This window comes from Nocardia sp. FBN12 (assembly GCF_050320175.1).
Classification (GTDB): Bacteria; Actinomycetota; Actinomycetes; order Mycobacteriales; family Mycobacteriaceae; genus Nocardia.
This window is the reverse complement of the sequence record NZ_CP190048.1, coordinates 3,174,939-3,200,901: the sequence shown is the minus strand read 5'-3', so window position 1 is coordinate 3,200,901 and position 25,963 is coordinate 3,174,939. Positions and strand designations below refer to the sequence as shown.

Annotated in this window: 26 protein-coding genes and 1 pseudogene; 12 read left to right on the top strand and 15 right to left on the bottom strand. The window is 68.3% G+C overall.

What is annotated here, in order from left to right; genetic code table 11:
- Positions 1 to 26: 26 nt before the first annotated feature.
- On the bottom strand, positions 27 to 362 hold the full coding sequence (locus ACQHI0_RS15440; protein WP_427908630.1) for an STAS domain-containing protein: 336 nt from the start codon (positions 360 to 362) through the stop codon (positions 27 to 29).
- A 131-nt stretch (positions 363 to 493) separates the two neighbouring features.
- A pseudogene (locus tag ACQHI0_RS15435) lies at positions 494 to 697 on the bottom strand (STAS domain-containing protein); the annotation flags it as partial.
- Between the two features lie 92 nt (positions 698 to 789).
- Here ACQHI0_RS15435 and ACQHI0_RS15430 point away from each other — a divergent pair.
- From ACQHI0_RS15430 to ACQHI0_RS15420, 3 genes are read left to right on the top strand one after another with little or no spacing between them, the layout of a single operon-like run.
- Positions 790 to 1,269, top strand: a complete 480-nt coding sequence (locus tag ACQHI0_RS15430; protein WP_427908629.1) for a cation:proton antiporter regulatory subunit — start codon at positions 790 to 792, stop codon at positions 1,267 to 1,269.
- A 60-nt stretch (positions 1,270 to 1,329) separates the two neighbouring features.
- Positions 1,330 to 1,812: a cation:proton antiporter regulatory subunit gene (locus ACQHI0_RS15425; RefSeq protein WP_427908628.1), complete on the top strand. Its 483-nt coding sequence runs from the start codon at positions 1,330 to 1,332 to the stop codon at positions 1,810 to 1,812.
- Positions 1,813 to 1,822: 10 nt separating this feature from the next.
- The gene (locus ACQHI0_RS15420; RefSeq protein WP_427909176.1) at positions 1,823 to 3,016 is read left to right on the top strand and encodes a cation:proton antiporter; all 1,194 of its coding nucleotides are present in this window, start codon (positions 1,823 to 1,825) and stop codon (positions 3,014 to 3,016) included.
- Between the two features lie 48 nt (positions 3,017 to 3,064).
- On the opposite strand, the gene ACQHI0_RS15415 is transcribed toward ACQHI0_RS15420, so the two are convergent.
- Together ACQHI0_RS15415 and ACQHI0_RS15410 are read right to left on the bottom strand one after the other, a co-directional pair.
- Positions 3,065 to 3,718, bottom strand: coding sequence for a response regulator (locus ACQHI0_RS15415; protein WP_301901138.1), 654 nt, complete (start codon positions 3,716 to 3,718; stop codon positions 3,065 to 3,067).
- A gap of 49 nt (positions 3,719 to 3,767) precedes the next feature.
- Positions 3,768 to 4,784, bottom strand: coding sequence for a histidine kinase (locus tag ACQHI0_RS15410; RefSeq protein WP_427908627.1), 1,017 nt, complete (start codon positions 4,782 to 4,784; stop codon positions 3,768 to 3,770).
- A gap of 175 nt (positions 4,785 to 4,959) precedes the next feature.
- Here ACQHI0_RS15410 and ACQHI0_RS15405 point away from each other — a divergent pair, with 175 nt between their 5' ends.
- From ACQHI0_RS15405 to ACQHI0_RS15395, 3 genes are read left to right on the top strand one after another with little or no spacing between them, the layout of a single operon-like run.
- The gene (locus ACQHI0_RS15405) at positions 4,960 to 5,235 is read left to right on the top strand and encodes a hypothetical protein (protein ID WP_427908626.1); all 276 of its coding nucleotides are present in this window, start codon (positions 4,960 to 4,962) and stop codon (positions 5,233 to 5,235) included.
- Positions 5,236 to 5,264: 29 nt separating this feature from the next.
- Positions 5,265 to 5,723: a CBS domain-containing protein gene (locus tag ACQHI0_RS15400; RefSeq protein ID WP_427908625.1), complete on the top strand. Its 459-nt coding sequence runs from the start codon at positions 5,265 to 5,267 to the stop codon at positions 5,721 to 5,723.
- A 14-nt stretch (positions 5,724 to 5,737) separates the two neighbouring features.
- The gene (locus ACQHI0_RS15395; protein ID WP_427908624.1) at positions 5,738 to 7,021 is read left to right on the top strand and encodes an SLC13 family permease; all 1,284 of its coding nucleotides are present in this window, start codon (positions 5,738 to 5,740) and stop codon (positions 7,019 to 7,021) included.
- Here ACQHI0_RS15395 and hutG read toward each other — a convergent pair.
- From hutG to ACQHI0_RS15380, 3 genes are read right to left on the bottom strand one after another with little or no spacing between them, the layout of a single operon-like run.
- A complete protein-coding gene (hutG, locus tag ACQHI0_RS15390) occupies positions 7,012 to 7,953 on the bottom strand; it encodes a formimidoylglutamase (RefSeq protein ID WP_427908623.1) in 942 nt (313 codons plus the stop codon). The genes ACQHI0_RS15395 and hutG overlap by 10 nt on opposite strands.
- The gene (hutI, locus tag ACQHI0_RS15385) at positions 7,950 to 9,140 is read right to left on the bottom strand and encodes an imidazolonepropionase (protein ID WP_427908622.1); all 1,191 of its coding nucleotides are present in this window, start codon (positions 9,138 to 9,140) and stop codon (positions 7,950 to 7,952) included. Before hutI ends, hutG begins: the two co-directional genes overlap by 4 nt.
- Before the next feature lie 12 nt (positions 9,141 to 9,152).
- A complete protein-coding gene (locus ACQHI0_RS15380) occupies positions 9,153 to 10,589 on the bottom strand; it encodes a purine-cytosine permease family protein (RefSeq protein WP_427908621.1) in 1,437 nt (478 codons plus the stop codon).
- Between the two features lie 131 nt (positions 10,590 to 10,720).
- Between ACQHI0_RS15380 and hutH the strand changes: the two genes are divergently transcribed.
- Entirely contained in the window at positions 10,721 to 12,280 is a 1,560-nt protein-coding gene (gene hutH, locus ACQHI0_RS15375) for a histidine ammonia-lyase (protein WP_427908620.1), read from the top strand.
- Between the two features lie 17 nt (positions 12,281 to 12,297).
- Here hutH and helR read toward each other — a convergent pair whose 3' ends face one another.
- Together helR and hutU are read right to left on the bottom strand one after the other, a co-directional pair.
- Positions 12,298 to 14,490 (bottom strand): RNA polymerase recycling motor ATPase HelR, encoded by a 2,193-nt coding sequence (helR, locus tag ACQHI0_RS15370; RefSeq protein WP_427908619.1) that lies wholly within the window; start codon positions 14,488 to 14,490, stop codon positions 12,298 to 12,300.
- A 110-nt stretch (positions 14,491 to 14,600) separates the two neighbouring features.
- Positions 14,601 to 16,277: a urocanate hydratase gene (gene hutU, locus ACQHI0_RS15365; protein ID WP_427908618.1), complete on the bottom strand. Its 1,677-nt coding sequence runs from the start codon at positions 16,275 to 16,277 to the stop codon at positions 14,601 to 14,603.
- Between the two features lie 85 nt (positions 16,278 to 16,362).
- Between hutU and hutC the strand changes: the two genes are divergently transcribed.
- From hutC to ACQHI0_RS15350, 3 genes are all read left to right on the top strand, one after another.
- Entirely contained in the window at positions 16,363 to 17,118 is a 756-nt protein-coding gene (gene hutC, locus ACQHI0_RS15360) for a histidine utilization repressor (protein WP_427908617.1), read from the top strand.
- 407 nt (positions 17,119 to 17,525) lie between these two features.
- On the top strand, positions 17,526 to 17,777 hold the full coding sequence (locus ACQHI0_RS15355; protein ID WP_427908616.1) for a hypothetical protein: 252 nt from the start codon (positions 17,526 to 17,528) through the stop codon (positions 17,775 to 17,777).
- Between the two features lie 10 nt (positions 17,778 to 17,787).
- Entirely contained in the window at positions 17,788 to 18,369 is a 582-nt protein-coding gene (locus ACQHI0_RS15350) for a hypothetical protein (protein ID WP_427908615.1), read from the top strand.
- A 33-nt stretch (positions 18,370 to 18,402) separates the two neighbouring features.
- Here ACQHI0_RS15350 and ACQHI0_RS15345 read toward each other — a convergent pair whose 3' ends face one another.
- The 6 genes from ACQHI0_RS15345 to mftR all read right to left on the bottom strand — a co-directional run bounded on the left by ACQHI0_RS15345 (position 18,403) and on the right by mftR (position 23,856).
- Positions 18,403 to 20,754 (bottom strand): SpoIIE family protein phosphatase, encoded by a 2,352-nt coding sequence (locus tag ACQHI0_RS15345; protein ID WP_427908614.1) that lies wholly within the window; start codon positions 20,752 to 20,754, stop codon positions 18,403 to 18,405.
- A 52-nt stretch (positions 20,755 to 20,806) separates the two neighbouring features.
- Positions 20,807 to 21,400 carry a SpoIIE family protein phosphatase gene (locus ACQHI0_RS15340; protein WP_427908613.1) on the bottom strand — a complete coding sequence of 198 codons (594 nt, stop codon included), beginning with the start codon at positions 21,398 to 21,400 and terminating at the stop codon, positions 20,807 to 20,809.
- Between the two features lie 19 nt (positions 21,401 to 21,419).
- Positions 21,420 to 21,833: an ATP-binding protein gene (locus ACQHI0_RS15335; RefSeq protein WP_056809992.1), complete on the bottom strand. Its 414-nt coding sequence runs from the start codon at positions 21,831 to 21,833 to the stop codon at positions 21,420 to 21,422.
- Positions 21,823 to 22,203 carry an STAS domain-containing protein gene (locus ACQHI0_RS15330; RefSeq protein WP_056809990.1) on the bottom strand — a complete coding sequence of 127 codons (381 nt, stop codon included), beginning with the start codon at positions 22,201 to 22,203 and terminating at the stop codon, positions 21,823 to 21,825. Before ACQHI0_RS15330 ends, ACQHI0_RS15335 begins: the two co-directional genes overlap by 11 nt.
- A 10-nt stretch (positions 22,204 to 22,213) precedes the next feature.
- A complete protein-coding gene (locus ACQHI0_RS15325; protein WP_056809988.1) occupies positions 22,214 to 23,119 on the bottom strand; it encodes an STAS domain-containing protein in 906 nt (301 codons plus the stop codon).
- Between the two features lie 110 nt (positions 23,120 to 23,229).
- Entirely contained in the window at positions 23,230 to 23,856 is a 627-nt protein-coding gene (gene mftR / locus ACQHI0_RS15320; protein WP_427908612.1) for a mycofactocin system transcriptional regulator, read from the bottom strand.
- 76 nt (positions 23,857 to 23,932) lie between these two features.
- Here mftR and mftE point away from each other — a divergent pair, with 76 nt between their 5' ends.
- Both mftE and mftD read left to right on the top strand, forming a co-directional pair.
- Positions 23,933 to 24,634, top strand: coding sequence for a mycofactocin biosynthesis peptidyl-dipeptidase MftE (gene mftE, locus ACQHI0_RS15315; protein ID WP_427908611.1), 702 nt, complete (start codon positions 23,933 to 23,935; stop codon positions 24,632 to 24,634).
- Positions 24,631 to 25,875, top strand: coding sequence for a pre-mycofactocin synthase MftD (gene mftD / locus ACQHI0_RS15310; protein WP_427908610.1), 1,245 nt, complete (start codon positions 24,631 to 24,633; stop codon positions 25,873 to 25,875). Before mftE ends, mftD begins: the two co-directional genes overlap by 4 nt.
- Positions 25,876 to 25,963 lie beyond the last annotated feature (88 nt).

The following is a 25,963-nucleotide window of genomic DNA, read 5'->3' as shown; positions in this document are numbered from 1 at the left end:
CCCGGTCGGCGGCGCGTTCTGCTATGTCAGGACGCGAACGACGCCAACGCGGCGTCGAGGGTGGTGTGCATGGCGAACACCTGGTCCAGGCTCGTCATCTTCAGCTGACGACTGGTGGCGGGTCCGTCGGCGACGACCGCGATCGAGGTGGTCTCGCCTGCCCGCTGATGCGCGGCGACGAGCGTCGCCATGCCCGCCGACGCCAGGAACCCGACCGCGGTCAGGTCGATCACCAGCGCCGCCGGTTTCTCGGCCAGGATCGTCTCGATGGTGGCATCGAGCGCGGGTGCGGTCGCCAGGTCGACCTCGCCGGTCACCGTCAGCACCGTGACGCCGTCGTGCACCGCCGTCGTGGTGGTCATCGTGTCCGTGAGTGGATACGCGTCTCCGGAAGAGTTGGTCACTGTTCAACAACACACAACTTTGCCCGAATACGCAAGCCACAGCGGTGCTCGCCACCGGATCGCCATGGTAGGCGTCGGTGGCGAAGGTCCTAGATCTGCTCGCCGCCGAGGCCGGACAGGCGACCGTGGCGTGCTTCGGAGGCGGCGTTGAGCCCGATGATCTCCACCGTCTTGCCCTTGCTCGCGTACTCGGTGGTGATGGCGTCGAGCGCGGCGACGGTGGAGGCGTCCCAGATGTGGCTGTCGGACAGGTCGATCACGATGTTCGCCGGATCGTCGACGTAGTCGAACCGAGGTGATCATGTGAGGTCGGTGTTTCGGCTGGTATGGCCGGGTGCGCAGGGTAGGGGCTGGTGTTATTCCGATCTGGTCGTACTGTGAGGGCGTGAACATCGATGTGACGCCTTTACCGGGAATCGGCGTGTGCAAGGACTTTCCGCTGGCGGAGGCGCGCCGCCGGATCGGCGTGATCGAACACCGCGACGGCTCCGTCGAGCTGGTCGTCTCGCGAGCGGGCGACTACGACTCGACCACCTCGATTCCCTTGTCCGACACCGAGATCGGTGTGCTGGCCGGATTACTCGGGGCGCCGCAGGTGGTGCAGAAGACGCGCGAGACCCACAGTGCGGGCGAGCTGTCGACCAGGCAGTTCGCGATCGACCGCGGCAGCCCCTTCGACGGCCGCCCGTTGCGCGACACCGAGATGCGCACGCGCACCAAGGCCTCGGTCGTCGCGGTGGTCCGCGCGGGTGAGGTAACGCCTTCGCCGGGAACGGATTTCACCTTCATTCCCGGTGACCTGGTTGTCGTGGTCGGCACCGACGAGGGGCTGGACGCGGCCGGACGGCTGCTCGACGCGGGCTGACAAATCCATGCGGTTGGTAAAGGGCAGGTAAGGTATCCCTAGCTGAGGTTAGGTGATCCCATGAATGTAGAAGTGACATCCCTGCCGGGAATCGGTGTCCGCAAAGAGTTTTCACTGTCGAAGGTGGACCGCCGGATCGGCATCGTCGACCACCGCGACGGCGAGACCGACCTGATCTTCACCAAGGTCGGCGACCCGGATTCGACCGTCCAGATTCCCCTGTCCGCGGTCGAGGCCCGCACGCTGGCGAGCCTGCTCGGCGCACCGCAGTTGGTCGCGCAACTGCGCGAGGAACACCGCGAACTCGATGGGGTGAGCACGCGGTCGATGCTGGTACCGCCGAACTCGCCGTACGCGTCACGCCGCCTGGGTGACACCGAGCTGCGGACCAAGACCCGCGCCTCGATCGTGGCGGTGCTGCGTGCGGGTCAAGTCCTGGCCTCACCGGGACCGGAGTTCGTGTTCGCCGGCGGCGACATGGTCGTCGTGGTCGGCACGAATGCCGGACTCGACGCCGCCGCTTCGATCCTCACCGACGGCTGAGCCGGTGCAGATCAGTGGAACCGCGCTGGCATTGATCCAGCTGGGGGCTGTGTTCTTCGGGTTGGGTGTGCTCGGGCGGATCGCGGCCCGCATCGGCCTCTCGCCCATCCCGCTCTACCTGCTCGGGGGGTTGGTCTTCGGCACGGGCGGGCTGATCGAGCTGCACGAGGTCGAGGACTTCATCCACATCGCCAGCGAGATCGGCGTCGTGCTGCTGCTGTTGCTGCTCGGTTTGGAGTACACCGCCGGTGAATTGGTCACCGGTATGCGCAAATCGTGGCCCGCGGGTCTGCTCGACCTGGTGCTCAACGCGACGCCCGGCGTCATCGTGGCGCTCATGCTCGGACTCGGGCCGACGGGCGCGATCGCGATGGCGGGCGTCACCTACATCTCGTCCTCCGGCATCGTCGCCAAGGTGCTCAACGACCTGGGCCGGCTCGGTAACCGGGAGACGCCGACGATCCTGTCGATCCTGGTGTTCGAGGACCTGGCGATGGCGGTGTATCTGCCGGTGCTCACCGCGGTGCTGGCCGGTGTCGGTTTCGTGGCGGGGATGACCACGGTCGGGATCGCGCTGGTCGCGGTGACCCTGGTGCTCGTCGTCGCCCTGCGCTACGGCAAATACGTCTCGGCGATCGTGGCGAGCGAGGATCGCGAGATCTTTCTGCTCAAACTGCTCGGGTCGGCCCTGCTGGTGGCCGGTATCGCCTCGGCGGTGCAGGTGTCGGCGGCGGTCGGGGCGTTCCTGCTCGGCATCGCGATCTCCGACTCCACCGCCCACGACGCCACCAAGATCCTCGAACCGCTGCGCGATCTGTTCGCGGCGATGTTCTTCGTGCTGTTCGGGTTGAGTACCGATCCGACGACCATCCCGCCGGTCCTCGGCTGGGCGGTCCTGCTGGCCGTGGTCACCACCCTCACCAAGATCGCCACGGGCTGGTGGGCGGCCAAACGCGCGGGCGCGTCCCAACTGGGCCGGGCCCGCGCCGGTACGGCCCTGATCGCGCGCGGTGAGTTCTCGATCGTCATCGCGGGCCTCGCGGTGGCCGCGGGTGCGGTGCCCGACGAATTCGCCGCCCTCGCCACCACGTACGTGCTCCTGATGGCGATCATCGGCCCGATCGGCGCCCGCATCGTGGAACCGGTCATGCGCCTGGTGGTCGGTCGCAAGCAGCGTGTGCAGGTCGATCCGCACGCTGAATGACACCCCGCGCCGAATGCCCCTGCTCGAAGCGGGGGCATTCGGGGGTTCTCACGGCTCGATCAATCCGGCGCGAATGGCGTATCTGGTCAGGTCGAGCCGATCGCGCAGACCGAGTTTCTGCAGGATATTGGCGCGATGCCGGTCGACGGTCTTCGCGCTGATCACCAGCTCGGCGGCGATCTCGCGCGCCGAATACCCCTCCGCGATCAGTTTGAGCACCTCCTCCTCGCGCGGGGTGAGGATCGTTTCCGGCAGTGCGGAGCCCTGCCGGGCGAGCTGCAGGTAGTCGCGTACGAGCGCGGTGACCGCGCCCGGGTAGAGGAAGGATTCACCGCGCATCGTGGCCCGGCACGCCTCGATGAGGTCGCGATCAGCCACCGACTTCAGCACGTAGCCCGAAGCGCCCGCCTTCAGCGACTCGAAGAAGTACTGCTCGTTGTCGTACATCGACAGCATCAGGATGCGGACCGGATGGTTGTTCCTGGTGATCTCGCGGGCGGCCTGGATGCCGGTCATCCGGGGCATGGCGATGTCGAGGATCACCAGGTCGATGCTGTCGTCGGCGAGGGCGGTGACCGCGTCGAGTCCGTTGGCCGCTTCGGCGACCACGAGCAGGTCAGGTTCGTTGTCCAGGATCATCCGCAACCCGCTGCGTACCAGGGCGTGGTCGTCGGCCAGCAGGATCCGGGTCGGGGCGCTCATGCGATGTCCGTTCGGCACGGTCGGAGGGTGGATGTGATCGGGCGCTCGCTCATGCCGGTACCTCCGCGCGCGTACGTACCGGGATGATCAGCTCGACCGCGGTGCCGCCCGACCGCGGTGAGGTGATCGTCAGCGCGGCGTCGATCAGGGTGGCTCGCTCGCGCATCCCGCGAATGCCTGCGCCGTCTTCGACCACGCCGCCGCACCCGTTGTCGGTGACGCGCAGGATGACGGTGTCCGCGCGGGGGGTGATCTGCAGGGTCACCTCGTCGGCGCGCGCGTGCCGTAAGACGTTGGTCAGGCTCTCCTGGGCGACTCGATAACAGACGAGTTCGATGTCGGGGTCGAGCCGGCTGATCGCGGGATCGACCTCTCGGCGCACGGAAATGCCTGCGGTACGGGCGAACTCGTGGCACAGCGCGTTGATCGCACTGTGCAGGCCGAGCTCCTCGAGGACATCGGGCCGCAGCCGCGCGGCAATCCCGCGGACCTCGTCGAGGCAGCCGCGCACGGTCTCCTGCGCCGCTTCGACTTCTTCGCGCAGGTCGGTGGGCGCCCGGTCGACGACCCGTTTGAGCCGCAACAGCGCCACGGTCAGACTCTGCCCGATCTCGTCGTGCAGTTCACGGGCGATGCGCCGCCGCTCACCCTCCTGGGCGGCCAGCGCGGTCCCACCGGCGACCGAACGCTCGGCCTCCAGGCGGTCGAGCATCGCGTTGAAGGTCTCGATCAGGTGATGGAAGTCCCCGCTCGCACCGCGCTCGAGCCGGACCGCGCGCCGGGGCGGGTCGACGCGGCGCATGGAGGCGACCAGCTCGTCGAGCGGAGCCAGCGAGGTACGCAGCGCCACCGCGTTCGCCGTCAGGATCACCGCGAGCCCGATCACCAGCACCGGCACCTCGGTCAGGCGCAACCGCGCCGACACCGTGGCCGGCGAGAGGGCCAGGATCAGCGTGCCGAGGGTGAAGATCACGCCATTGAGCAAGCAGATCCGCCAGAACAACGCCGTCACCGGCGTCCGGATTCGCTGCGCACGTCCTGCTCGCAGCGCTGCGAGACGGTTCATGACACCAGCATGCTGACGGCCGCGCGTTCTGTCCATGGGGTCGCGCACCCATCCCGCACCCGCTGACCGCAGCGAACCGGCGACCGAAATGGGTGTCACGGCCGATAGTGCCCGCCACCTGCGCGAACCAGACTCGGATCAGACGCTTTCGACGATCCAGGAAGGACCGCCGGCCATGGATATCGACCGGACGACGATCCCGGGAGCCGGTGTGCTGCACAGCTTCCACACCAACCACGGCATCCGATTCGCCCTGCTGACGGCATCGACGGGCGAGCGACGCCTGCTCGCCTACGCGGGGGGCAGCGACGAACCCACGGTCGACATCGAACTGGAGCCCGACGAAGCCGACCAGGTCGCCGAGCTGATGCATTCGCGGCCGTTCGGCGACCGGCTCGCCCGCCTCGAACAACGCCTGGACCTGCTGACCGGACGGAAGGCACATCCATGAGCACCGTCGAATCCCCCCGGAGCCAAGCCATGCGTGCACGCGATATCGCGATGAACCTGCCGACCGTCCGCACCAGCGACCCTGTCGCCCGCGCGGTCCGGCTGATGGTCGTGAACCGGTTGCCCGGTCTGATCGTCGTCGACGAGCTGGACCGGCCGGTGGCGGTCCTGCCGGGCACCCAGGTGCTGCGCCTGGCGATTCCCGCCTCCTACCACGACGACCCGACGCTGGTCCGCACGATCGACGAGGTGCACGCCGACCTGTTCTGGCAGGAACCCGGCAGTCTGACCGTCGGCGACTGTCTGCCCGACGGCGCGAGCAAGCCGGTCACCGTCGCCCCCGACGCGACCCTGCTCGAAATCGCGATCCTGATGGCGCGCAAGCACAGTCCGCTCATCGCCGTGGTCGACCGCTCGCGCACGTTGCGCGGCGCGATCACCCTGGAACGGTTGCTGACGAGCCTCGCTGTCGTCGGCCCCGGCGACTGAACCGCACGCCGCGCATGGCCGCAGCGCTTGCCGTCATCATCTTCGTTGTCGCCTTCTTCTTCATCGCCACGGAGAAAGCCGACAAGGTCAAAACCGTCCTGATCGCCGCGGGGGCGATGGCCGTGCTCGGCTTGATTCCCGGCGACGAAGTGTTCTATTCCGCCCACGAGGGCATCGACTGGAACGTCATCTTCCTGCTGCTCGGGATGATGATCATCGTCGGTGTCATCAAGCAGACCGGCCTGTTCGACTATCTGGCGATCTGGTCGGCCAAGCGCTCGCGGGGCAATCCGTATCGCCTGATGGTGATGCTGATGTTGATCACCGCGGTCGCGTCACCGTTTCTCGACAACGTCACGATCATCATGCTGGTCGCCCCGGTGACACTGGTGGTGTGCCGGCGCCTCGGCATCGCCGCGCAACCGTTCCTGATCGCCGAGGTGCTGGCGTCCAATATCGGTGGTGCGGCGACACTGATCGGTGATCCGCCCAACATCATCATCGCCAGCCGGGCGGGGTTGAGCTTCAACGACTTCCTCGTGCACATGGCGCCGATCGTGGTGATCACCTTCGTGCTGTTCGTCGCGCTGACCCGGGTGCTGTTCCGCTCGGCGCTGCGCACCGATCCCACCTCGGTCGACGCGGTGATGGCGCTGCAGGAACGGCGCGCGATCCGCGATCCGCGACTGCTCGTGCGCTCGATGGTGGTGCTGACCGGGGTGGTCGCCGGCTTCTGCCTGCACAGCGTGCTGCATGTCGCGCCGTCGGTGATCGCGCTGGTCGGCGCGGGCGTCATGGTGCTGGTCTCCGGCCTCGACATCGGCGACGTTCTGCAGGAGGTGGAGTGGCCGACACTGGTGTTCTTCATGGGCCTGTTCGTGATGGTCGCGGGCCTGGTGCACACCGGGGTGATCGCCGCGATCGGCGACGCGGCGATCGGCTGGGTGGGCGACAACTACTTCCTGGCCGCGACCGCGCTGGTGTTCGGTTCGGCGATCCTCGGCGCGTTCGTCGACAACATCCCCTACACCGCGACCATGGCGCCGGTGGTCGAGGACATCGTCGCGGGCGCCCCCGATCCGGCTACCGGGCAATCACTGTGGTGGGCATTCGCCCTGGGCGCCGACTTCGGTGGCAACGGTACGGCGGTGGCGGCCAGCGCCAATGTGGTCGCCCTCGGGATCGCCGCCCGCGCGGGGCAGCGGATCACCTTCTGGCAGTTCACCAAGTACGGCATGCTGGTCACGATGCTCAGCAGCTTCATCGCCTGGATCTATGTCTGGATCCGCTACTTCTGAGTCCGCGACGATTCGCACCCGACGTGCCGGGTGACGATCCGGTGGAGCAGCCGGGCGGCGGTGCGGGCGGTGCGGTTGTCGATGTCGAGCCGCGGATTCAGTTCGGCGACATCGACAACCGCGAGTGTGCCGCTTGCGGTGACCCGGTCGCAGACGGACTGGATCGTGGACAGCGGAACACCGTATGCCGCAGGGGCACTCACACCGGGGGCCACCGACGCGGGCAGGACGTCGAGGTCGATGGTCAGATACAGCAGGTCGATGCCGGACAGGAAGTCGTCGATGAACGTGGCGACCCGGGTCGGCTCGCAGTCGTCGTCGAGCAGGTAGCGCACGCCGAATCGGTCCGCGGTGTCGAACAGGATGCGGGTGTTGCTGGGCTGGCTGATCCCGATCACCGCGTACCGGACGTCGCCATCGGTCTCGAGGATCTGCCGGAACGGGGTGCCGGAACTGGGCACGGGATCGGGACGTAGGTCGAAATGCGCGTCGAGATTGAGGATTCCGATGATGCTGCCCTTGGTGCGGCGGGCGGAACCGGCCAGCCCGAGGTAGGTGCCGTAGGCGATTTCGTGGCCGCCGCCGAGAACCACCGGGAAAGCGCCGTCGTCCAGTAATGCGGTGACCGTCTCGCCCAGTCGCCGCTGACCGTCCTCCAGCCGGTCGTCGGTGACGGCGATCGTGCCCGCGTCGAAGGCGCGCAGTGGCGTGGCGAGCGCCATCGGTGCGAGCGCGCCACGCAGCGCGTCCGGTCCTGCCGCCGCTCCTGGACGGCCCTTGTTCCGGCGCACTCCTTCCTCACAGGCGAAACCGACGAAAACACATGCTCCGGGGTCGTTGCCCGGTGCGTAGGGCGTGACGGCCTGATGCCAGCGCAGATGCTCAGGCGTGGTGCCGTCGACACGACCGGTCCAGGCGGATTCGGAAGTCACCGCACCACACCTCGATTCGGAACGACCAGCACTCCTTCGCGCCACACCTGGCTGACCAGGGCAACGCCGGGCCGATAGGCGAGATGCAGGTGCGAGGGGGCGTCCAGTGCGATGACATCTGCCCGGGAACCAGGGGAGAGGGTGCCGATATCGGTGCGCCGCAATGCCTTCGCGCCGCCCGCGGTCGCCGCCCAGACCGCTTCGTCGGGCGTCATGTGCATCTCCCGGACGGCCAGGGCGATACAGAACGGCAAGCTCGTCGTGTAGCTGGTGCCCGGATTGCAGTCCGCGCCGAGCGCGACCGTGACGCCCGCGTCGAGCAGCGCTCTGGCCTCGGGATAGCTGTTGCGCGTACAGAAGTCGGCGCCCGGCAGCAGCGTGGCCACCGTGTCGCTGCCCGCGAGCGCGTCGATATCGGCGCGATTCACGTGCGAGACATGATCGACCGACGCGGCCCCGAGCTCGACGGCGAGCTGAACTCCCGGTCCCTGATGTAGCTGATTGCCGTGCACCCGCGGCACCAGCCCGTGCGCGATTCCGGCCCGCAGCACCGCATGCGCCTGATCGCGGTCGAACGCACCCTGCTCGCAGAACACATCGATCCACCGGGCATACGGCGCACACCGCGGAATCATCTCCTCGCAGACCATCGTGACGTATTCGTCTGCGCGCCCGGCATATTCGGGTGGCGGTACGTGTGCGGCGAGCAGTGTGACCTCGTCGGTGAAGCGTGCGGCGATCTGGACGCTGCGCAGTTCGTCCGCCACGGTCTGCCCGTAGCCGCTCTTGCATTCGACGGTGGTACTGCCCGCGCGCAGCGACTCGTTCAGCAGCCCTTGCACATTCGCCGCGAGCCGCTCGTCGCTCGCCGCGCGTGTCGCCTCGATGGTGGTACGGATGCCACCCGCCGCGTAGGGCCGCCCCGCCATCCTGGCCGCGAACTCCTCGGCGCGATCGCCCGCGAAGACCAGGTGGGAATGCGACTCGACGAATCCCGGCAGCACCGCGCGCCCGCCGAGGTCGAAGCCGGTGTCGGCAGCGGGTGCGTCGGCGCTGTCGCCGACCCACGCCACTCGCCCGTCATCGAGGACGAGCGAGGCCGCGTGCCGGAGCCCCAACGGGCCGTCGCCCAGCGCCGGGTCGTTGGTGACGAGGGTGCCGATATTGCTCAGCACGGTGGTGGGCACGGGGGAGTCCTCCTAGCTGCGGGTGTCGAGCATGGTGGTGTGCGCTGGATAGATCATCTGTGCAGGCGGATTGCTGATGCGTCGCGCGACCGGGAAATAGATCGCGCCGGTGAACACGATGCCCACGATCCACGAGATATCCGCGCCGCCGAGCAGACCCGTGATCGGACCGGTGTAGAGCTTCTGCGCGAGGAACGGCACCTGGGCTATCACGCCGAGCCCGTAGCAGAGCAGCGCCGCCACGTTCCACGCACCGTAGCGGCCGTGCGGATCGTAGAGCGCGGGCAGGTCGACGCGTTCCTTCGAGACCAGGTAGTAGTCGATCAGATTGATCGCGCTCCACGGCGTGAACACCATGAGCAACACCAGCACGAAGTTCTTGAAGTTGTTCAGGAAGTCCGCGCTCGCCGCGAGCGCGATCACCATCGAGACCCCGACGAAGCCGACGATGTAGAGCGAGCGGGCCCGCGTGGAGATCTGCGAGCGCCCGTCGAACGCGGTGACGGTGGTCAGGATGGACATGAATCCGCCGTAGGCATTGAGGCAGTTGACGGTCAGCTTGCCGACCACGATCACCAGATAGACCCCGAACGCGAGTGCCGCGGGCCCGGCGAGCTTGCCGAGAAATCCGACCTGGTCGGCGAGGAACGCCTTGCCCGCGACGGCCGCCACCAGCGCGCCGAGCGTCATCGACCATTGCGAACCGAGCACGCTGCCGAGGAACGTCGACCAGAAGGTGGTGCGCTCACTGGTGCTGCGGGGCAGATAGCGGGAGTAGTCGGCGACATAGGGACCGAAGGTGAGCTGCCAGCCCGCGCTGAGCGAGATCGCCAGCAGGAAGGTCACCGCGTCGAAACCCTTCACGCCGATGAAGTCGCCGACCGGGTACTGGGTGAACAACCGGACCGTCAGATACGTGAAGCCGACGATGCCGACCACCGTCGCCACCCGGCCGACCACATGGATCAGGCGATAGCCCGTGATCGCGACGAACGCGGTGAGCGCCCCGAACACCACGATCCCGATCACCGGATTGTCGACATGGAGCATGTTGTTCACCGCCTGCCCGGCGAGCACGGTGCCGGTAGCAGCGAACCCGAGATACATCAGGATCACCAGCACCAGCGGGATCACCGCTCCCTTGACGCCGAACTGCGCGCGGCTCGAGATCATCTGCGGCAATCCCATCCGCGGTCCCTGCGCGGAATGCAGTGCCATCACCGTGCCGCCGAAGACGTTGCCGAGCAGCAGGCCGATGATGGCCCACATCGCGTCGGCGCCGAACACCACCGCCAGTGCGCCGTCGACCACTGCCGTGATCTGCATATTCGCCCCGAACCACAGGGTGAACTGGCTCCTGGGTGTGCCGTGGCGTTCGTCGTCGGGGACGACGTCGATGGTTCGGCGTTCGGGGGAGAGGAGATCGTCTGGTGTGCCGGTGCGTGTCAATTGCGGCCTGTCTTTCTGCGGTGACGCCGTAGAGCGCGGACCCGGCGGATGTGCGCCAGGTCACGTACGATAGGTATAGACCTGTATAGACAAGAACGTCAAGAGTGGACCGCAGTGAAGGGAGAAGCATCGTGAGCATCGACTCGGATCGGTCCGGACCGGTCGTCGTCGGCACGGGTTCGGTCTCGCCGCAGGATGTGGTGCGGGTGGCCAGGGACGGTGCCGGCGTCGTGGTGTCGGACGAGGCGGTCGCCGCCATCGGGGCCAGCCGTGCGCGGATCGAGGCGCTGGCCGCGGACCCGAGGCCGGTGTACGGCGTGTCGACCGGTTTCGGTGCGCTGGCCGTCCGTCACATCCCACTGGAGTCGCGTAAGCAGTTGCAGTGGAGTCTGATTCGTTCGCACGCGGCCGGGTCCGGCGCCGAAGTGGAGCGCGAGGTGGTGCGCGCGCTGATGTTGCTTCGCCTGTCCACCCTGGCCACCGGCCGGACCGGGGTGCGCCCGGTGGTCGCGCAGACCTATGCCGCGCTGCTGTCGGCGGGAATCACCCCCGTGGTCTACGAGTACGGCAGCCTCGGCTGTTCCGGTGATCTCGCGCCACTGGCGCACGTCGCGCTGGCGGTGATCGGTGAGGGGATGGTGCGAAATACGCACGGCGACTTCATGTCTGCGGCCGAGGCCATGGCCGCCGCCGGCATCGCCCCGGTCGAGCTCGCGGAGAAGGAAGGCCTCGCGCTGATCAACGGTACCGACGGCATGCTCGGCATGCTGGTGCTCGCCTGCCACGACCTGCGCGCCCTGCTGCGCCTGGCCGATGTGACCGCGTCGATGAGCGTGGAGGGTCTGCTCGGCACCGACAAGGTGTTCGCCGCCGACCTACAGGCGCTGCGCCCGCAACCGGGCCAGGCGATCGCGGCCGCGAATATGATTCGCGTGCTCGCGGATTCGCCGATCGTCGCCAGCCACGCGACCCCGGACTGCACCGTCGTCCAGGACGCCTACTCGTTGCGCTGCGCACCCCAGGTCGCCGGCGCCGCCCGCGACACCCTCGACCACGCCGAACGCATCGCGGGCTACGAATTGGCCAGTGCCGTGGACAATCCCGTCGTCACCGTCGACGGTCGCGTCGAATCCAACGGCAACTTCCACGGCGCCCCCGTCGCCTATGTCCTCGACTTCCTCGCCGTCGTGATCGCCGACGTCGCCTCGATGAGCGAACGCCGCACCGACCGCTTCCTCGACAAGGCCCGCAACCACGGCCTGCCGCCGTTCCTGGCCGACGATCCCGGTGTCGACAGCGGCCACATGATCGCCCAGTACACCCAGGCCGCCATCGTCTCCGACCTCAAACGCCTGGCCGCGCCCGCCTCGGTCGACTCGATCCCGTCCTCGGCGATGCAGGAGGACCACGTCTCGATGGGCTGGTCCGCCGCCCGCAAACTCCGCCGCGCCCTCGACGGCCTGACCCGAGTCCTGGCCATCGAGGCGCTCACGGCTGCCCGCGGCCTCGACCTGCGTGCACCGCTGACCCCGGCGCCCGCCACCGCGGCCGTCGTCGCGGCCCTGCGTACCGAGATCCCCGGCCCTGGCCCCGACCGCCACCTCGCTCCGGAAATCGAAGCAGCGGTCCGGCTGGCGGCAACCGGCGCCCTGCTGGCCGCCGCCGAGTCGGCGACCGGCCCGCTCGGCTGATCTGCGCGCCGCGGCGGCTACGCCCGCAACTGCTGTGCGGGTTCGTCCGCGGTGAGCCCACGCAGCGATTCCGGTAGCGGGGTCTGATGCAGGACGCCGAGGCGCTGGGTGGCGCGGGTGAGGGCGACGTAGAGTTCGGCGGCACCGCGCGGTCCGTCGGCCAGAATTCGCTGCGGATCCACGACGAGCACCGCGTCGAACTCGAGGCCCTTCGTCTCCGACGCGGGCACCGTGCCGGCGACGCCCGGCGGCCCGATCACGATGCTCGTCCCCGCGCGGCCCGCCTCGTCCCGGACGAATTCCTCGATCGCGCAGGGCAATTCGTCGGCAGCGACTCGGCGCGACCAGGGCGCGACACCGCAGGAGCGGACCGAATCCGGCGGACGTACGTCGGGCGCGAACTCGGCGAGCACGTCGGCGGCCACAGCCATGATCTCCGCCGGGGTCCGGTAGTTCACGGTCAGGGAACGGTAGATCCAGCGGCTCTGGACATAGGGCTCCATCATCGTGGCCCACGAGGTCGCGCCTGCTGCCGACCGGCGTTGCGCCAGATCGCCGACGATCGTGAAGGAGCGGCTCGGGCAGCGGCGCATCAGCACGCGCCAATCCATCTCCGACAGTTCCTGGGCCTCGTCGACCACCACGTGACCGTAGGTCCAGTCCCGGTCTGCCGCAGCACGTTCGGCGAGTTCGCGGGTGTCGCGCTCGAGGAAGCGTTCGGCCAGGTCCTCGCCGTAGAGCATGTCCTGGGCGAGGAGGTGGTCCTCGTCGTCCATCAGGTCTTCGCGGCTGATCAGCGTGTCGAGCACACCGGCCGCGTACTCGGCCTCGGCTTTGCGTTCGCGCTCGGCGGAGTCGTCGGCGGCCTTGTCACGGCCGAGCAGGTCGACCAGTTCGTCGAGCAGCGGCACGTCCGACACCGTCCACGCGCCACCGTCGGCCCGCCACAGCGCCGCGTCCGCGCCCGCCGCCCGCAACCGATCGTGCGACGAATACAGCTGGGACAGCACGGTTTCCGGTTGCAGGATCGGCCAGCACTGATCGAGCGCCGCGGTGAACTCGGCAGTGTCGGCGAGCTCGCGGACCAGGTCGGCGCGCAGTTGCTCCCAGGCCTCGGTGTCGTCGCGAGTCAGCCAGCCCTCACCGATCCGGGCGATCGCGCGTTCGGTGAGCACGTAGGTGACGATCTCGGCGAACACCGCGCGCGCCTCGTTGTGCGGCCGCCCGCTCTCGCGCGCTTCCTGCCTGGCCCACTCCGCGGTCGCGGCGTCGATGCGCACCGTCACATCGGTCAGCGCGATGGTCAGCGGCACCTCGGGCAGGCGCTGACGGTCCGCGATCGTCGCGGCGAGGACGTCCAGAATTCGCAGCGAACCCTTCAGCCGGGCCGCCTCCGGTGCGTCCTGCGCGATCGCGCGCAGACCGGGCACGAGGTCGGCGGTGGTGGCGAACACGACGTTCGTCTCGCCGAGCGAGGGCAGCACATGGGCGATGTGGTTCAGGAAGGCCGGGTTGGGCCCGACCACCAGCACGCCCTGGCGCTCCATCCGCCGGCGCTGGGTGTAGAGCAGGTACGCCACGCGGTGCAGCGCCACCACGGTCTTGCCGGTGCCGGGGCCGCCCTCGATCACGGTCACGCCGGGGTGCTCGAGACGGATGATCTCGTCCTGTTCGGCCTGGATCGTCGCGACGATATCGCGCATCCCGTCCCCGCGCGGCGCGTCGACGGCGGCGAGCAGCGCGGCGTCCGCCCCACCCTCGCTCCCATCGGGGCGGCCGAGCACCTCATCGGTGAAATCGACCACCTGCCGTCCCCTGGTGTGGAACTGGCGCCGCCTGCGCATGCCCTCCGGGTTCGCCGCGGTGGCGACATAGAATGCGCGCGCCGCGGGCGCCCGCCAGTCCAGGAGCAGCTGTTCCAGGTCGTTCGACTCGTCGAACAGCCCGATCCGGCCGATGTAGGACCGCTCACCCGAGGCGGAGTCGAGGCGGCCGAAACACAGCCCGTTGTCGGCCACGTCGAGGCGCTGCACTTGTTTGCCCAGCGCCCGCACCTCGTTGTCGCGCTCCATCGGGGAGTCGCCCTTGGACCGCAGGGCGGCGCCGTAGCGGCCCTTCACCCGTGCCCGCTCGGCATCGAGGCGCGAGTACAACCCGGCGACATAGCTTTGCTCGGACCGGCGTTCCTCTTCGTACCCGTGCGCTGACATAGGCCCCTAACTGTACTTTTTCCGGTGCGACCGGATGATTGTGCAGCAACCCCTGGGCCTTGCCGCAAGTCCCCACCTGCGCTATATATTGAAAGTGAAGAGAGGTGTTGTCAGCCTTCTCGCATCGGGATACGCACGCCGCGCTCGCGCGCCACCTCGGCCGCACGCTCGTAACCCGCGTCGACATGCCGCATCACCCCGGTGCCCGGATCATTGGTCAGCACCCGCTCCAGCTTCTGCGCGGCCAGCGCGGTCCCGTCGGCGATACACACCTGACCCGCGTGGATCGAACGACCCATCCCGACCCCGCCACCGTGATGGATCGACACCCAGCTCGCCCCGGACGCGGTGTTGAGCAGTGCGTTGAGCAGCGGCCAATCGGCGATCGCGTCGGAACCGTCGGCCATCGCCTCGGTTTCCCGGTAGGGCGAGGCCACCGAGCCGGAGTCGAGGTGGTCGCGGCCGATGGCCAGGGGAGCCGACAGCTCGCCCGAGGCGACCATCTCGTTGAACTTCAGGCCCGCACGGTGACGTTCGCCGTAACCGAGCCAGCAGATCCGCGCGGGCAGCCCTTCGAATTTCACCTTCTCGCCCGCCATGGTGATCCAGCGGCGCAGGTGGTCGTTGTCCGGGAACAGCTCCAGGATCGCGCGGTCGGTCGCGGCGATGTCGGCCGGATCGCCCGAGAGCGCGGCCCAGCGGAACGGGCCGAGGCCCTCTTCGAAGAGCGGGCGGATGTAGGCGGGCACGAAGCCGGGAAACGCGAAAGCCCGGTCGTAGCCGCCCTTTCGGGCCTCGTCGCGGATCGAGTTCCCGTAGTCGAACACCTCGGCGCCCGCATCCATGAATCCGACCATCGCCTCGACATGCGCGGCCATCGACGCCTGTGCCTCGGTGGTGAACCAGACCGGGTCCTTCTCGGCGAGGCTGTGCCAGTCCTCGAGCGCGACCCCGATCGGCAAGTAGGACAGCGGATCATGGGCCGAGGTCTGGTCGGTGACGATATCCATCGGCGCGCCCATGGCCAGCAGTTCGGGGAACACCTCGGCCGCGTTGCCGACAAGGCCGATCGAGAGCGGCCTGCGCTCGTCCCGCGCGGCGATGGCGAGATCCAGTGCCTGCCGCAAGGTTTCGGCTTTCGTATCGAGGTATCCGTGGGCGATCCGCCGATCGATGCGTGCCGGGTCGCAGTCCACACACAGCGCGACGCCGTCGTTCATCGTCACCGCGAGAGGTTGCGCGCCACCCATCCCGCCGACCCCCGCGGTGAGCGTGATGGTGCCCGCGAGGGTGCCACCGAAACGCTTGCGCGCCACCGCGCCGAAGGTTTCATAGGTGCCCTGCAGAATGCCCTGGCTGCCGATGTAGATCCACGACCCGGCCGTCATCTGCCCGTACATCATCAGCCCCAACTGCTCGAGCTTGCGGAACTCGGCCCAGTTGGCCCAGTCGCCGACGAGATTCGAATTCGCCAGCAACACCCGCGGCGCCCACTCGTTGGTGCGGAACACCCCCACCGGCTTGCCCGACTGCACCAGCAGCGTCTCGTCCGAGGCGAGGGTCTCCAGCGTGCGCACGATCGCGTCGAACGCCGCCCAGCTGCGCACCGCGCGCCCGGTTCCGCCGTAGACGACCAGGTCATCGGGGCGTTCGGCGACCTCGGGATCGAGATTGTTCATCAGCATCCGCAGCGCGCCCTCCTGTTGCCAACCGAGGGTGTGCAGCTCGGTGCCGCGCGGAGCGGACACAGGACGAGGGCCGGAGGCAGGCGGTGTCGCGTCGTTCATGCGACCAGTATAGTCCTGTATATACAAGTGACGTGGACGTTCGGGCGCAACGTATTCTCTGGGCGAGGCGAGGAGATATTCGGTGGTGGCGATCGAGATAATCGATGCGGAGCTGGCCGCGCTGTACGGCGAGCTGGGCAGCGAGTTCGCGGCGTACGAGCGGGTCAAGCAGCTGATCATGGCGCAGATCAAGGCCGGACGGTGGACCGTGGGGGAGCAGATACCGTCCGAGAACCAGTTCGTCGCCGCGCTCGGCCTGTCCCGGATGACGATCAACCGCGCGCTGCGTGATCTCACCGCCGACGGCGCGCTCACCCGGGTGATGGGTGTCGGCACGTTCGTCGCGGCGAGCAAGGCCACCTCGCCGCTGTTCGAGGTCCGCAACATCGCCGACGAGATCACCGGCCGTGGGCACCGTCATCGCACCGAGGTGGTGTTCGTGCGGTCCGAGGTACCGGGCGATCAGGAACTCGCGAATGCGATGGGCCCCAAGGTGTTCCACTCGCTGCTGGTGCACTTCGAGGACGGTGTGCCGATCCAGCTCGAGGACCGCTATGTCAACCCGGCGCAGGCCCCCGACTATCTTGCCCAGGACTTCACCGCCGTCACCCCGAACATCTACCTCAGTGAGGTCGCCCCGTTGCTGCGCGGCGAGCATGTCGTCGAGGCGGTGCGGGCGGCGCGCGAAGAGTGCGTGTTGCTCGGCATCGACGCCGACGAGCCGTGCCTGCTGATCCGGCGCCGCACCTGGTCGTCGGGCGGGCTGGTCAGCGTGGCACGGCTCGTGCATCCCGGTTCGCGAAATCGCTTGGAGGGCAGCTTCGGTAGTGAACCGAGCTGATGCGTGGTGACATCTGATCAGGGAGATAGCCGGATATTTCGTCGACGAGAAACCCGCGTTTTTCGAGTATGTTCCCGATGGGTTCCGGCTCTCTCGGTCAGTGCGTGAGCGACGTCTGCAATCGTTATCCGATCTGAATAAAAAGGATAAGCAGCAAATTGTTAGCTAACCGAAAAACATGTGGTGAGCTGGGCATATAGATAAAAGCCGAGTTCGGTTCAATTGTGAGTTATCACTTTTTCGTGACGAAGTGCGCAGGAGGCCGGACCGGGGCTGTACGTTTGGACTCGAGGGTTTCGCTGGGTTCCATTCAGGTAACGGAGAGGGCGGAAATGGCTACAGTCACGCAGCCGTCGGGGCCGCACACAATCGTCTCTCGGCGAGAATTCTCCGCAGCGAAAACAGCGATGACGCCGCCGACCCTGGTGACGCTCGGACTGATCCTGCTGATTCCCGTGCTGATCACCGCGGGGCCGATCCTCGCCTCGGCGCTGATCGCTCGATCGCAGGGTGTCGGCTGGTCCGCCGCGATCGTTTTCGGGGTGATCGGAATCCTCGTCGGCATGTCCGTCACGGCCTCGGCGTGGGCATTCCGCCTGGCCTGGCGTCGCGGTAGCGCCACCGCGCAGGACCCGTTCGGTTCTTCTCTCGTGCGGTAGGAGGTCGACAATGCAGACGTACCGACCGGCGGCGAAACCGCCCATCGAACCACCCCCGGCCGCTGTCGACGAATGTCGTCGCCTGCGCATCGTCGCCAGTATCGAGGCGCCGCACCTGTGGGACTCGACCGCGGCCCGGCTGCTCGCCTGCGCGCGCCGACGCTGGCAGGACCGTCCTGATATCGCCGACCACCCGGCCTTGCGTCGCTGGTCACAGATCCAGGATTCCCAGCTGCGTCCCGAACAGCCTTGCCTGCGTACACTTTTCGCTGCCTTCGCCTCGGGCTCGTTGATCGGCGGTGATCCCTGCGCCGACCTGGCTGCCGCGATCATGCTCCTGTCGAGCTGCCCCGCCGAAGCGGTGCTGCAGGCCGATCCGCGCAACGACCAGCACACCGTGCGCTTCACGGTGTACGCCTACCGTGAGGACGACCTCCCCCTGGCCGAGGACTTGATCACGACCGCCGTTCACTCGTGCGGCACCCTGCTGGCGCGCCGCTGCACGACTATCGCCCCGGCGGTCCGTTCCACTCCGCTCGTCGACCACCCCGTGCCGGATCTGCTGGTTCTCGGCAGTACCGCCGCCCGCTGACCTCGCTCGTCACCGCTGTCGCGGGACGACCCGTCAGAACGAATTCTGCCGCGAGCTGACCGTCGGCGGACGTGAGGAGGCGCGCAGCGGGTTCGCGGTGGGGAAGGTGATCGAGGGCAGCGTCACCCACATGCGAACCCGGGTGCCGTTCTCGTCGTGGTCGAAGGTGAGGTCCTCGGTGAGCACCCGCATCATCTCGACACCGCGACCGCGATAGCCGGGATCGGTCGGGGTGGGGATCCAGTGGCCGTTGTCGGCGATCTCGAGGACCACCCGGTCGCCGTCGCAGCGGGCCGTGAGGCTGACGCGGCCCGCTTCGGCGTCGCGGTAGGCGTGTTCGACGCTGTTGCTGCAGGCCTCGTTGGCCGCGGCGACGAGGTCGGCGGCCAGGTCGTGCGGGACCGCGGCGGTGGCGAACCAGCGGTACAGGCCGCGACGTACGCCGGCCAATTCCGCTGCGGCAGCGGGGAAGTCGAGACACAACGGCTCGGGAGGCTGACGGTAGACGACCATGGCGACGTCGTCGTCATAACCCGCGGGTGGGCACAGTCGCGACAGCACCGCGTCGGCCACATCGCGGGGGAGTGCGGCGCCGGTTTCGCTCAGTACTTCGGCGATCTTGACGAAGCCCTCGGCGATGTCGTACCCGCGCTGCTCGACGAGCCCGTCGGTGAACAGCACCAGGGTCGCGCCCGGCGGCACCGCCGTGGTGGCCTCGGGCCTGCGCGGCGTGTCGAAGGTGGCGAGCGGGACCGCGCGGCCGCCCTCGAGAATCCGGCCCGGACCGCCGGGCGGTGCGAGGACCGGCGGCATGTGGCCGGCATTGGAGTACCGCACCATCCCGCGCTCGGGATCGAGCACGGCCGCGCACACCGTCGTACACATGGCGCCCGGGATCCGCGAGGCCACGGCGTCGAGTTCGGCGAGCAACTGCGCCGGTCCGGCCCCACGTAGCAGCAAAGCCCTTGCCGCGGTCCGCAATTGGCCCATCACCACCGCCGCGGACAGGCCGCGCCCGACGCAGTCGCCGACGACGACGCCGATGGTGCCGTCGCGCAACGGCACCACGTCGTACCAGTCGCCGCCGATCTCGAGCGGTGGCAAGGCGGGTTCGTAGTGCACCGAGAACCGCGGCGGCAGTTCGATCGGTCCGAGCATCGCCCGCTGCAGAGTCAGCGAAGTGGCGCGTGCCTGATCGAAGTTGCGTGCGCGCTGCAGTGCGACGCTGAGATGGCCGACGAGCAACGAGTACAGCGCCCAATCGGCCGCACTGACCGCGCGCGGTGCGCCGAAGCGCACCCACAGCGCCGCGTCACCGGTCTCGCCGAGCGGCGCCACGACCGCGTCGACGCCGCCTTCGTCGCCGGTGATTGCCGAGAGCCCGCGGGCGGTCTGCCTGCGCGAGCGGTCGAGCAGCGCCTGGGTGTCGTCGTCGAGCACGACCGGGCCGTCGGCGCGTGGCCCGCTCTGGCGCATCGGCGCGGCGGTGAATTGTGGTGCGGTGCCGGTGGTTTCGGGCTCCTGTTCGGTACTCGACGGCGTCGCGCCGCAGGAGTAGACGTCGGGTCGCCCGGTCCGGCTCGGCCAGATCGCGACCAGGGCGGTCGCGGCACCCATCGTCCGGCGCAGTTCGTCGAGTCCGACCGCGAGGACTTCCACCATGCTCGTCGCCGCGCCGACGGCGGTCGCCAGGCGCGAGGCGGCCTGGTCGCGGGCCTGTGCGTCGTGTTCGGCGGTCACATCGCGCACGGTGCCGACGAAGATCCGTTCGTCGTTCTCCTGCTTCACCAGCGAGCTCGCGCTCACCGCCAGCCAGCGTTCCCGGCCGTCACGATGACGTACCGGCATCACGAATCGCGCTGCCTCCGTGCCGATCTGGGGGTACCCGGAGCGATCGGACAGTGCCCACGGATGCGGTAGCCGAAACGGCACCTCGGTGGCGCCGTAGCCGGTGAGTACCCCGAACGCCGAGTTCACCTCGACGATGGTGCCGTGGTCGTCGGCGACGAAGAAACCGTCCTGCAACGATTCCACCAGCGCGGTACGAAAGGCGTCGCGACCTTCGAGATCCTCTGCGCGGGAACGCTGTTGCTCGTACCGGCGGGTGCCGTCGAGATAACCACGGGTGGCGATATCGAGGGCCGCCATCGTCTGTAGCAGGAATTCCAGGGCGATTTCGGCGCGGCGTGGGTCGTCCCGGATCTCGGGGTCCTCGGCGACGGCCCGGAAGTGGTTCTCGGTGAGGTCGAGCAGGCTGATGTCCTCGACGAGGGCCCGCCGACCGAGGTCGTAGCCCTCGGAGAGCCCGGCCTGGCCTGGCGCGGCGACATGGCGGCGCATAGCCGCCGAATAGTCGTCCAGAAATGCGACCAGGACAGCGCTCATCGGCAACCTCTCATCGGCCAGGTCTGGGGGAACGGGCCGCGGTGTCGCGGCCTCATGGGCAGGGCCCACGGAAACGCGCCGCGAGTACCAGTGCGTCGTCGGTGTCCTTCGCGTCGCGTGCGAGCAGGTCGCCCGCGATCGCGGTGGCGGGTTTGGCCAGGTCGAGCGATTCGGGGCCGACCGCGACGATGCCGTCGGTCGCCATCAGCAGCAGATCGCCGGGGCGGATCGGCAGCGTCTGCGGCTGCAGGTGCGAGGGCAGCCGGTAGCCGACGATGCCGCCGGTGAGCAGCATCGTGGCCCGCAGTTCCGGACCGGCCGGGCCGAGGGTGAGCAGTCGCGAATCGACATTGCCCACGCCGAGCCATTGCAACGTCTCGCCCGGCTCGATCAAGGCCAAAGACACTGCGGCGCCGCGAGTTTCGACCATCGCGCGATGACAGAGCACCATCAGCACATCCAGCGGTTCGCCACAGTTCTCGGTGAGGATGGTCGTGGCGCGATCGGCCGCCTCGGCCGCGGGCGCACCGTGGCCGAGCCCGTCGAGCACCGCGAACAGCACGCCGGCGCCGGTGTCGAGCACGAGCGCGCGGTCACCGGAGACGTTCTGGCCGGGCAGTGCCCGGCCGGCCGTCGACCACTCCATGCGCCCGATGATCCCGTCCTCATGCAACGTCGGGTACCCACTTCCACATCTCGATCAACGTCCCGCGGCCCGGGGCCGAATCGATGGTGAGGCGGTCCATCAGTCTGCGTGCGCCGGGCAGGCCGAGTCCGAGTCCGCGGCCGGTGGAATAGCCGTCTTCCAGCGCGCGGGGAATGTCGCGGATGCCGGGGCCCTGGTCCTCGGCTTGGATGACGAGCGCGCGGCGACCCTCGCGCAAGTCGATGAGCAGCCTGATCTCGCCGCTGCCCGCGTAGCTGGTGATGTTGCGGGCGATTTCGGAGATGGCGGTGGAGATCATGGTGCGATCGGTGAGGGTGAAACCGAGATCACCGGCCAATTCGCTGCCGGCTTGCCGGGCGGTGACGATGTCCTCGGACACCTTGACCGCGATCGCCACCTGCTCAGCGGCCACTGTCGCGACCGTCTCGTCGCCGCGGGTGCCGATTCAGCCAGGAGAGGCCTTCCTCGAGATCCAGCGCGGTGTGCATGTCTTCGAATGTCAGGCCCAGTTGCACCATGGCGAAGGCGACTTCGGGTTGCAGCCCGACGATGACGGTTTCCGCGCCGCGCAACTGGGTCATGTGCGCGATGGTGCGCAACGAGCGCGCGGCGAAGGAATCCATGACGTCGATGGCGGTGACGTCGACGATGATGCCGGTCGCGCGATAGCGACTGACCTGCTTCATCAGGTCGTCCTGCAACCGCTCGGTGTCGGCGTCGGTCAGGGCCGACTGTACCGAGGCGATCAGGTACGTGCCCTGCTTGAGAATAGGTACCGGCATGGTGGCTTGGTCAGCGCCCGTCCCGCTCGCTCAAGCGCTCGGTCACTCGGGAGACCTCGTACCCGAGTAGGCGCTCAGCTTCTTCGATGCCGCCCTGCAGGTCGCCGACCGCGTTCATCTTGGACAGGTCAAGGCCGATGGTCACCAGGGTCAGCGCGATCTCCGAGGACAGGCCGGTGATGATCACGCTGGCGCCCATCAGACCGGACGCGTCGACGGTCTGCACGAGGTGGTTGGCCACCACGGAGTCGATCGCGGGCACACCGGTGATGTCGATGACGACCACCTTGGCGCGATTGGCGCGGATGGCGCGCAGCAGCTGCTCGGTGAGCTGGCGGGCGCGCTGGGAGTCGAGCACACCGATGATCGGCAGGATGAGCAGCTGCTCGCGGACCTGCAGCACCGGGGTGGACAGCTCGCGGATGGCCTCTTGCTGGCGGCTGATGACGCGCTCGCGCTCCTGCACGAACGACACGGCCACGGTGTTGGCGATGCGGTTGGCGGCCGGTTCGTAGGCGTCGAGCACGCGGTTGAGCAGCTCGAAGTTGGACTGGTATTTCTCGAAGAGGCTGCGGGCGAGCACGTCGCGCAGCAGCAGCACGATGCCGATGACCTCGTCTGTCTCGACGCCTCGCGGAATGATGCGCTCGGACAGGTCGCGGGCGTAGGCCTGCAGTGCTTCGACGCTACCGGTGACCAGCACCTCGACGTAGTTGTCGTACATCGACGTCGCCTCGGAGAAGATTTCCTCCGGGGTCATGGCGGTCAGCAGCTCGGCCTCGGTGATACGCCGTGCCCACTCTTCCCGCAGCCCGGTGCGGTTCTGCCGCAGGTGCTCGACCAGCTGCGGGAGCAGATTGTCGAGCGGCTGCGCTGGCAGCGAATCCGCCGAAAGACTCGTGGACACCTCGGACATGGAAACCCCTGCCCCTTTCGACGACGGATGTTCTCGGTGCGCACAGTGCGCGTTGAGCCTGAGAATACTCATACCCCCTTTGCCGTGCTGCCCAAACGTGGCGCTGTCGGCTATTCCGGAGCGAACCCGCGCTCCAGTGCCCGTAGTGCCTGGTCCAGATAGACGGTCAGATCGGTGTCACCGCGCTCGAGCCAGGCGTCGAACGCGGCGCGCGCGGCGGCCAGGGTGGTGCGTCCGATGGCCAGCGGAACGAGGTCGCCCGCGCTCGCGCCGAGGCGGCTCGCGGCGAACTCACCGACGGCGTGTTCCCACGCGTCGTAGTGCGCTCCCGCGCCCGCCGAGAGTGCGGGAACGCCGGAGACCAGTCGCATTCTGGTGCGCAATTCCGGAATGTCCTCGGCGCGATATCTGTTGGCCGCCACCACGATTCGGCGAACTGCCGCCATCATCGGCTCGTCGGCGGGAACCGCGGCGAACGCGGCGCGCAGGTCGTCGACCTCGTTGTCGAACTGGTGCCACAGCACCTCGGCCTTGGTGGGGAAGTAGCGGAAGAAGGTCCGCTCGCTGACGCCGGCTTCGGCGGCGATGCGCTCCACGGTGACGTCGTCGAACCCGTGCTCGGCGAACAGTTTCATCGCGATCACCTCGAGTTGGCGACGCGTGGTGCGCGGCGGACGCCCGCGGTGCCCCGGTTGCTTCGGAGTCGACATCGGTGCGCGCGAAGGCGGGGCGGACATGGATACAGGATAGAGAGGGGCGCTCGACCTGCACGAGCTATTGATTATGTCAGTGACTGACGTTAATGTTGGCGCCATGTTCGTGGCGCACCTCACATCGCCCGAGGCAGGTGTGCGCGCCGCCGCGGGAGTGATCCTGGTCATCCCGCTCGGCGCGACCGAGCAGCACGGCCCGCATCTGCCGCTGTCGACCGACAGCGACATCGCGTCGGCGGTCTGCCTGCGGGCCGCGGCCGAGCGCTCCGACGTGCTCATCGCGCCTGCCGTTCCCTACGGGGCCAGCGGCGAGCACGCGGGGTTCGCGGGCACCTTGTCGATCGGCCAGGCCGCGCTGGAGTTCCTCGTCGTCGAACTGTGCCGCTCCGCCACGGACACCTTCTCGCGGATCGTGCTGGTGAACGGGCACGGCGGCAATATGGAAGCGCTGCGCCGCGCGGTGGCGTTGCTGCGGTCGGAGTCGCGTGATGTGCGGCTGTTCTCGCCCGGCTACGGCGGCGACCCGCACGCCGGGCGCACCGAAACCTCGATCCAGCTCGCGCTGAGCCCCGACCTGGTGCGCACCGAACTGGCCGAACCAGGGGATCGGCGCCCGCTCACCGAACTGCTGCCGCTGCTGCGCGCGGGCGGTGTGCGGGCCGCGAGCCCCAACGGAATCCTCGGCGATCCCACCGGATCGAACGCCGACGAAGGCGCCGATCTGCTCGGGATCGCCACGATCGCATTACTGGAAGACCTGCGCCGATGGTGGCCGCAGGATCATGAGGAAGGACCCCGATGAATCCCTGGTTCGAGACCGTTGCCGAGGCGCAGCGGCGCGCCCGCAAGCGCCTGCCGAAGTCGGTGTACGGCGCGCTGATCGCCGGTTCGGAACGCGGACAGACCATCGAAGACAACCAGGCCGCGTTCACCGAACTCGGTTTCGCCCCGCACTGCGCGGGCCCGATCGGCGAGCGCGACCAGTCGACCACGGTGCTCGGTCGGCAGGTCTCCATGCCGGTGCTGATCTCGCCGACCGGCGTGCAGGCGGTGCACCCCGACGGTGAGGTCGCCGTCGCTCGCGCCGCGGCGGCGCGCGGAATCGCCATGGGGCTCAGCTCTTTCGCGAGCAAGCCCGTCGAGGATGTCCTCGCCGCCAACCCGGCGACCCTGTTCCAGCTGTACTGGTGCGGCAACAAGGACCAGATCCTCGAGCGGATGGCCAGGGCGAAGAAGGCCGGGGCGGTGGGCCTGATCCTCACGCTGGACTGGTCGTTCTCGCACGGTCGCGACTGGGGTAGCCCGGTGATCCCGGAATCGCTGAACCTGCGCACGATGATGAAGTTCGCGCCGCAGACCCTCGCGCGCCCGCGCTGGCTCGCGACCTACCTGCGCTCGGGCAGCATTCCCGACCTCACCGCGCCCAATATGGCGGTCGGCGGCGGCGCGGCGCCCGGGTTCTTCGGCGCCTACGGCGAATGGATGCAGACCCCCGCACCGGACTGGGACGATGTCGCCTGGATCTGCGCGCAGTGGGACGGCCCGGTGCTGCTCAAGGGTGTGATGCGCGTCGACGACGCTCTGCGCGCCGTCGACGCGGGCGTTGCCGGCATCTCGGTGTCCAACCACGGCGGCAACAATCTCGACGGCACTCCCGCCGCCATCCGCGCACTGCCGGTGCTCGCCGACGCGGTCGGTGACCAGATCGAGGTGCTCCTCGACGGTGGCATCCGGCGCGGCAGTGATGTCGTGAAGGCCGTGGCGCTCGGTGCGCGTGCAGTGCTGATCGGGCGCGCCTCCCTGTGGGGTCTGGCGGCCAACGGTCAGGCCGGTGTCGAGAATGTTCTCGACATCCTGCGCGGCGGCATCGATTCCGCGCTACTGGGTCTGCGCAAGACCTCGATCACCGACCTGACCCGCGACGACATCATCGTTCCGGCCGGCTTCGAACGCGCGCTGGGCGTCGATTCGGTCCAAAAGAATTCCGGCAACCGGGATTTCGCGACCAACGGAACAGTCGCCAGCGGCGCCGCGGCTGGATAGTATCGGCGGTTGATCGTCACCGTCCGAGGGGGAATTTCGTGAGTGCGGTTTCGGATATCGAAGGTTCGCGTAGCCGAATCATGATGTC

Bases quoted from the DNA above. Each gene is read 5' to 3' on its own strand.
- ACQHI0_RS15410 (WP_427908627.1), bottom strand. From the start codon at position 4,784: ATGAACCGTCTCGCAGCGCTGCGAGCAGGACGTGCGCAGCGAATCCGG.
- ACQHI0_RS15405 (WP_427908626.1), top strand. From the start codon at position 4,960: ATGGATATCGACCGGACGACGATCCCGGGAGCCGGTGTGCTGCACAGC.
- ACQHI0_RS15325 (WP_056809988.1), bottom strand. From the start codon at position 23,119: ATGTCCGAGGTGTCCACGAGTCTTTCGGCGGATTCGCTGCCAGCGCAG.
- ACQHI0_RS15425 (WP_427908628.1), top strand. From the start codon at position 1,330: ATGAATGTAGAAGTGACATCCCTGCCGGGAATCGGTGTCCGCAAAGAG.
- ACQHI0_RS15330 (WP_056809990.1), bottom strand. From the start codon at position 22,203: ATGCCGGTACCTATTCTCAAGCAGGGCACGTACCTGATCGCCTCGGTA.
- ACQHI0_RS15395 (WP_427908624.1), top strand. From the start codon at position 5,738: ATGGCCGCAGCGCTTGCCGTCATCATCTTCGTTGTCGCCTTCTTCTTC.
- hutU (WP_427908618.1), bottom strand. From the start codon at position 16,277: ATGAACGACGCGACACCGCCTGCCTCCGGCCCTCGTCCTGTGTCCGCT.
- ACQHI0_RS15345 (WP_427908614.1), bottom strand. From the start codon at position 20,754: ATGAGCGCTGTCCTGGTCGCATTTCTGGACGACTATTCGGCGGCTATG.
- ACQHI0_RS15415 (WP_301901138.1), bottom strand. From the start codon at position 3,718: ATGAGCGCCCCGACCCGGATCCTGCTGGCCGACGACCACGCCCTGGTA.
- ACQHI0_RS15440 (WP_427908630.1), bottom strand. From the start codon at position 362: ATGACCACCACGACGGCGGTGCACGACGGCGTCACGGTGCTGACGGTG.
- ACQHI0_RS15400 (WP_427908625.1), top strand. From the start codon at position 5,265: ATGCGTGCACGCGATATCGCGATGAACCTGCCGACCGTCCGCACCAGC.
- mftR (WP_427908612.1), bottom strand. From the start codon at position 23,856: ATGTCCGCCCCGCCTTCGCGCGCACCGATGTCGACTCCGAAGCAACCG.
- mftD (WP_427908610.1), top strand. From the start codon at position 24,631: ATGAATCCCTGGTTCGAGACCGTTGCCGAGGCGCAGCGGCGCGCCCGC.
- helR (WP_427908619.1), bottom strand. From the start codon at position 14,490: ATGTCAGCGCACGGGTACGAAGAGGAACGCCGGTCCGAGCAAAGCTAT.
- ACQHI0_RS15340 (WP_427908613.1), bottom strand. From the start codon at position 21,400: ATGGAGTGGTCGACGGCCGGCCGGGCACTGCCCGGCCAGAACGTCTCC.
- ACQHI0_RS15350 (WP_427908615.1), top strand. From the start codon at position 17,788: ATGCAGACGTACCGACCGGCGGCGAAACCGCCCATCGAACCACCCCCG.
- mftE (WP_427908611.1), top strand. From the start codon at position 23,933: ATGTTCGTGGCGCACCTCACATCGCCCGAGGCAGGTGTGCGCGCCGCC.
- ACQHI0_RS15355 (WP_427908616.1), top strand. From the start codon at position 17,526: ATGACGCCGCCGACCCTGGTGACGCTCGGACTGATCCTGCTGATTCCC.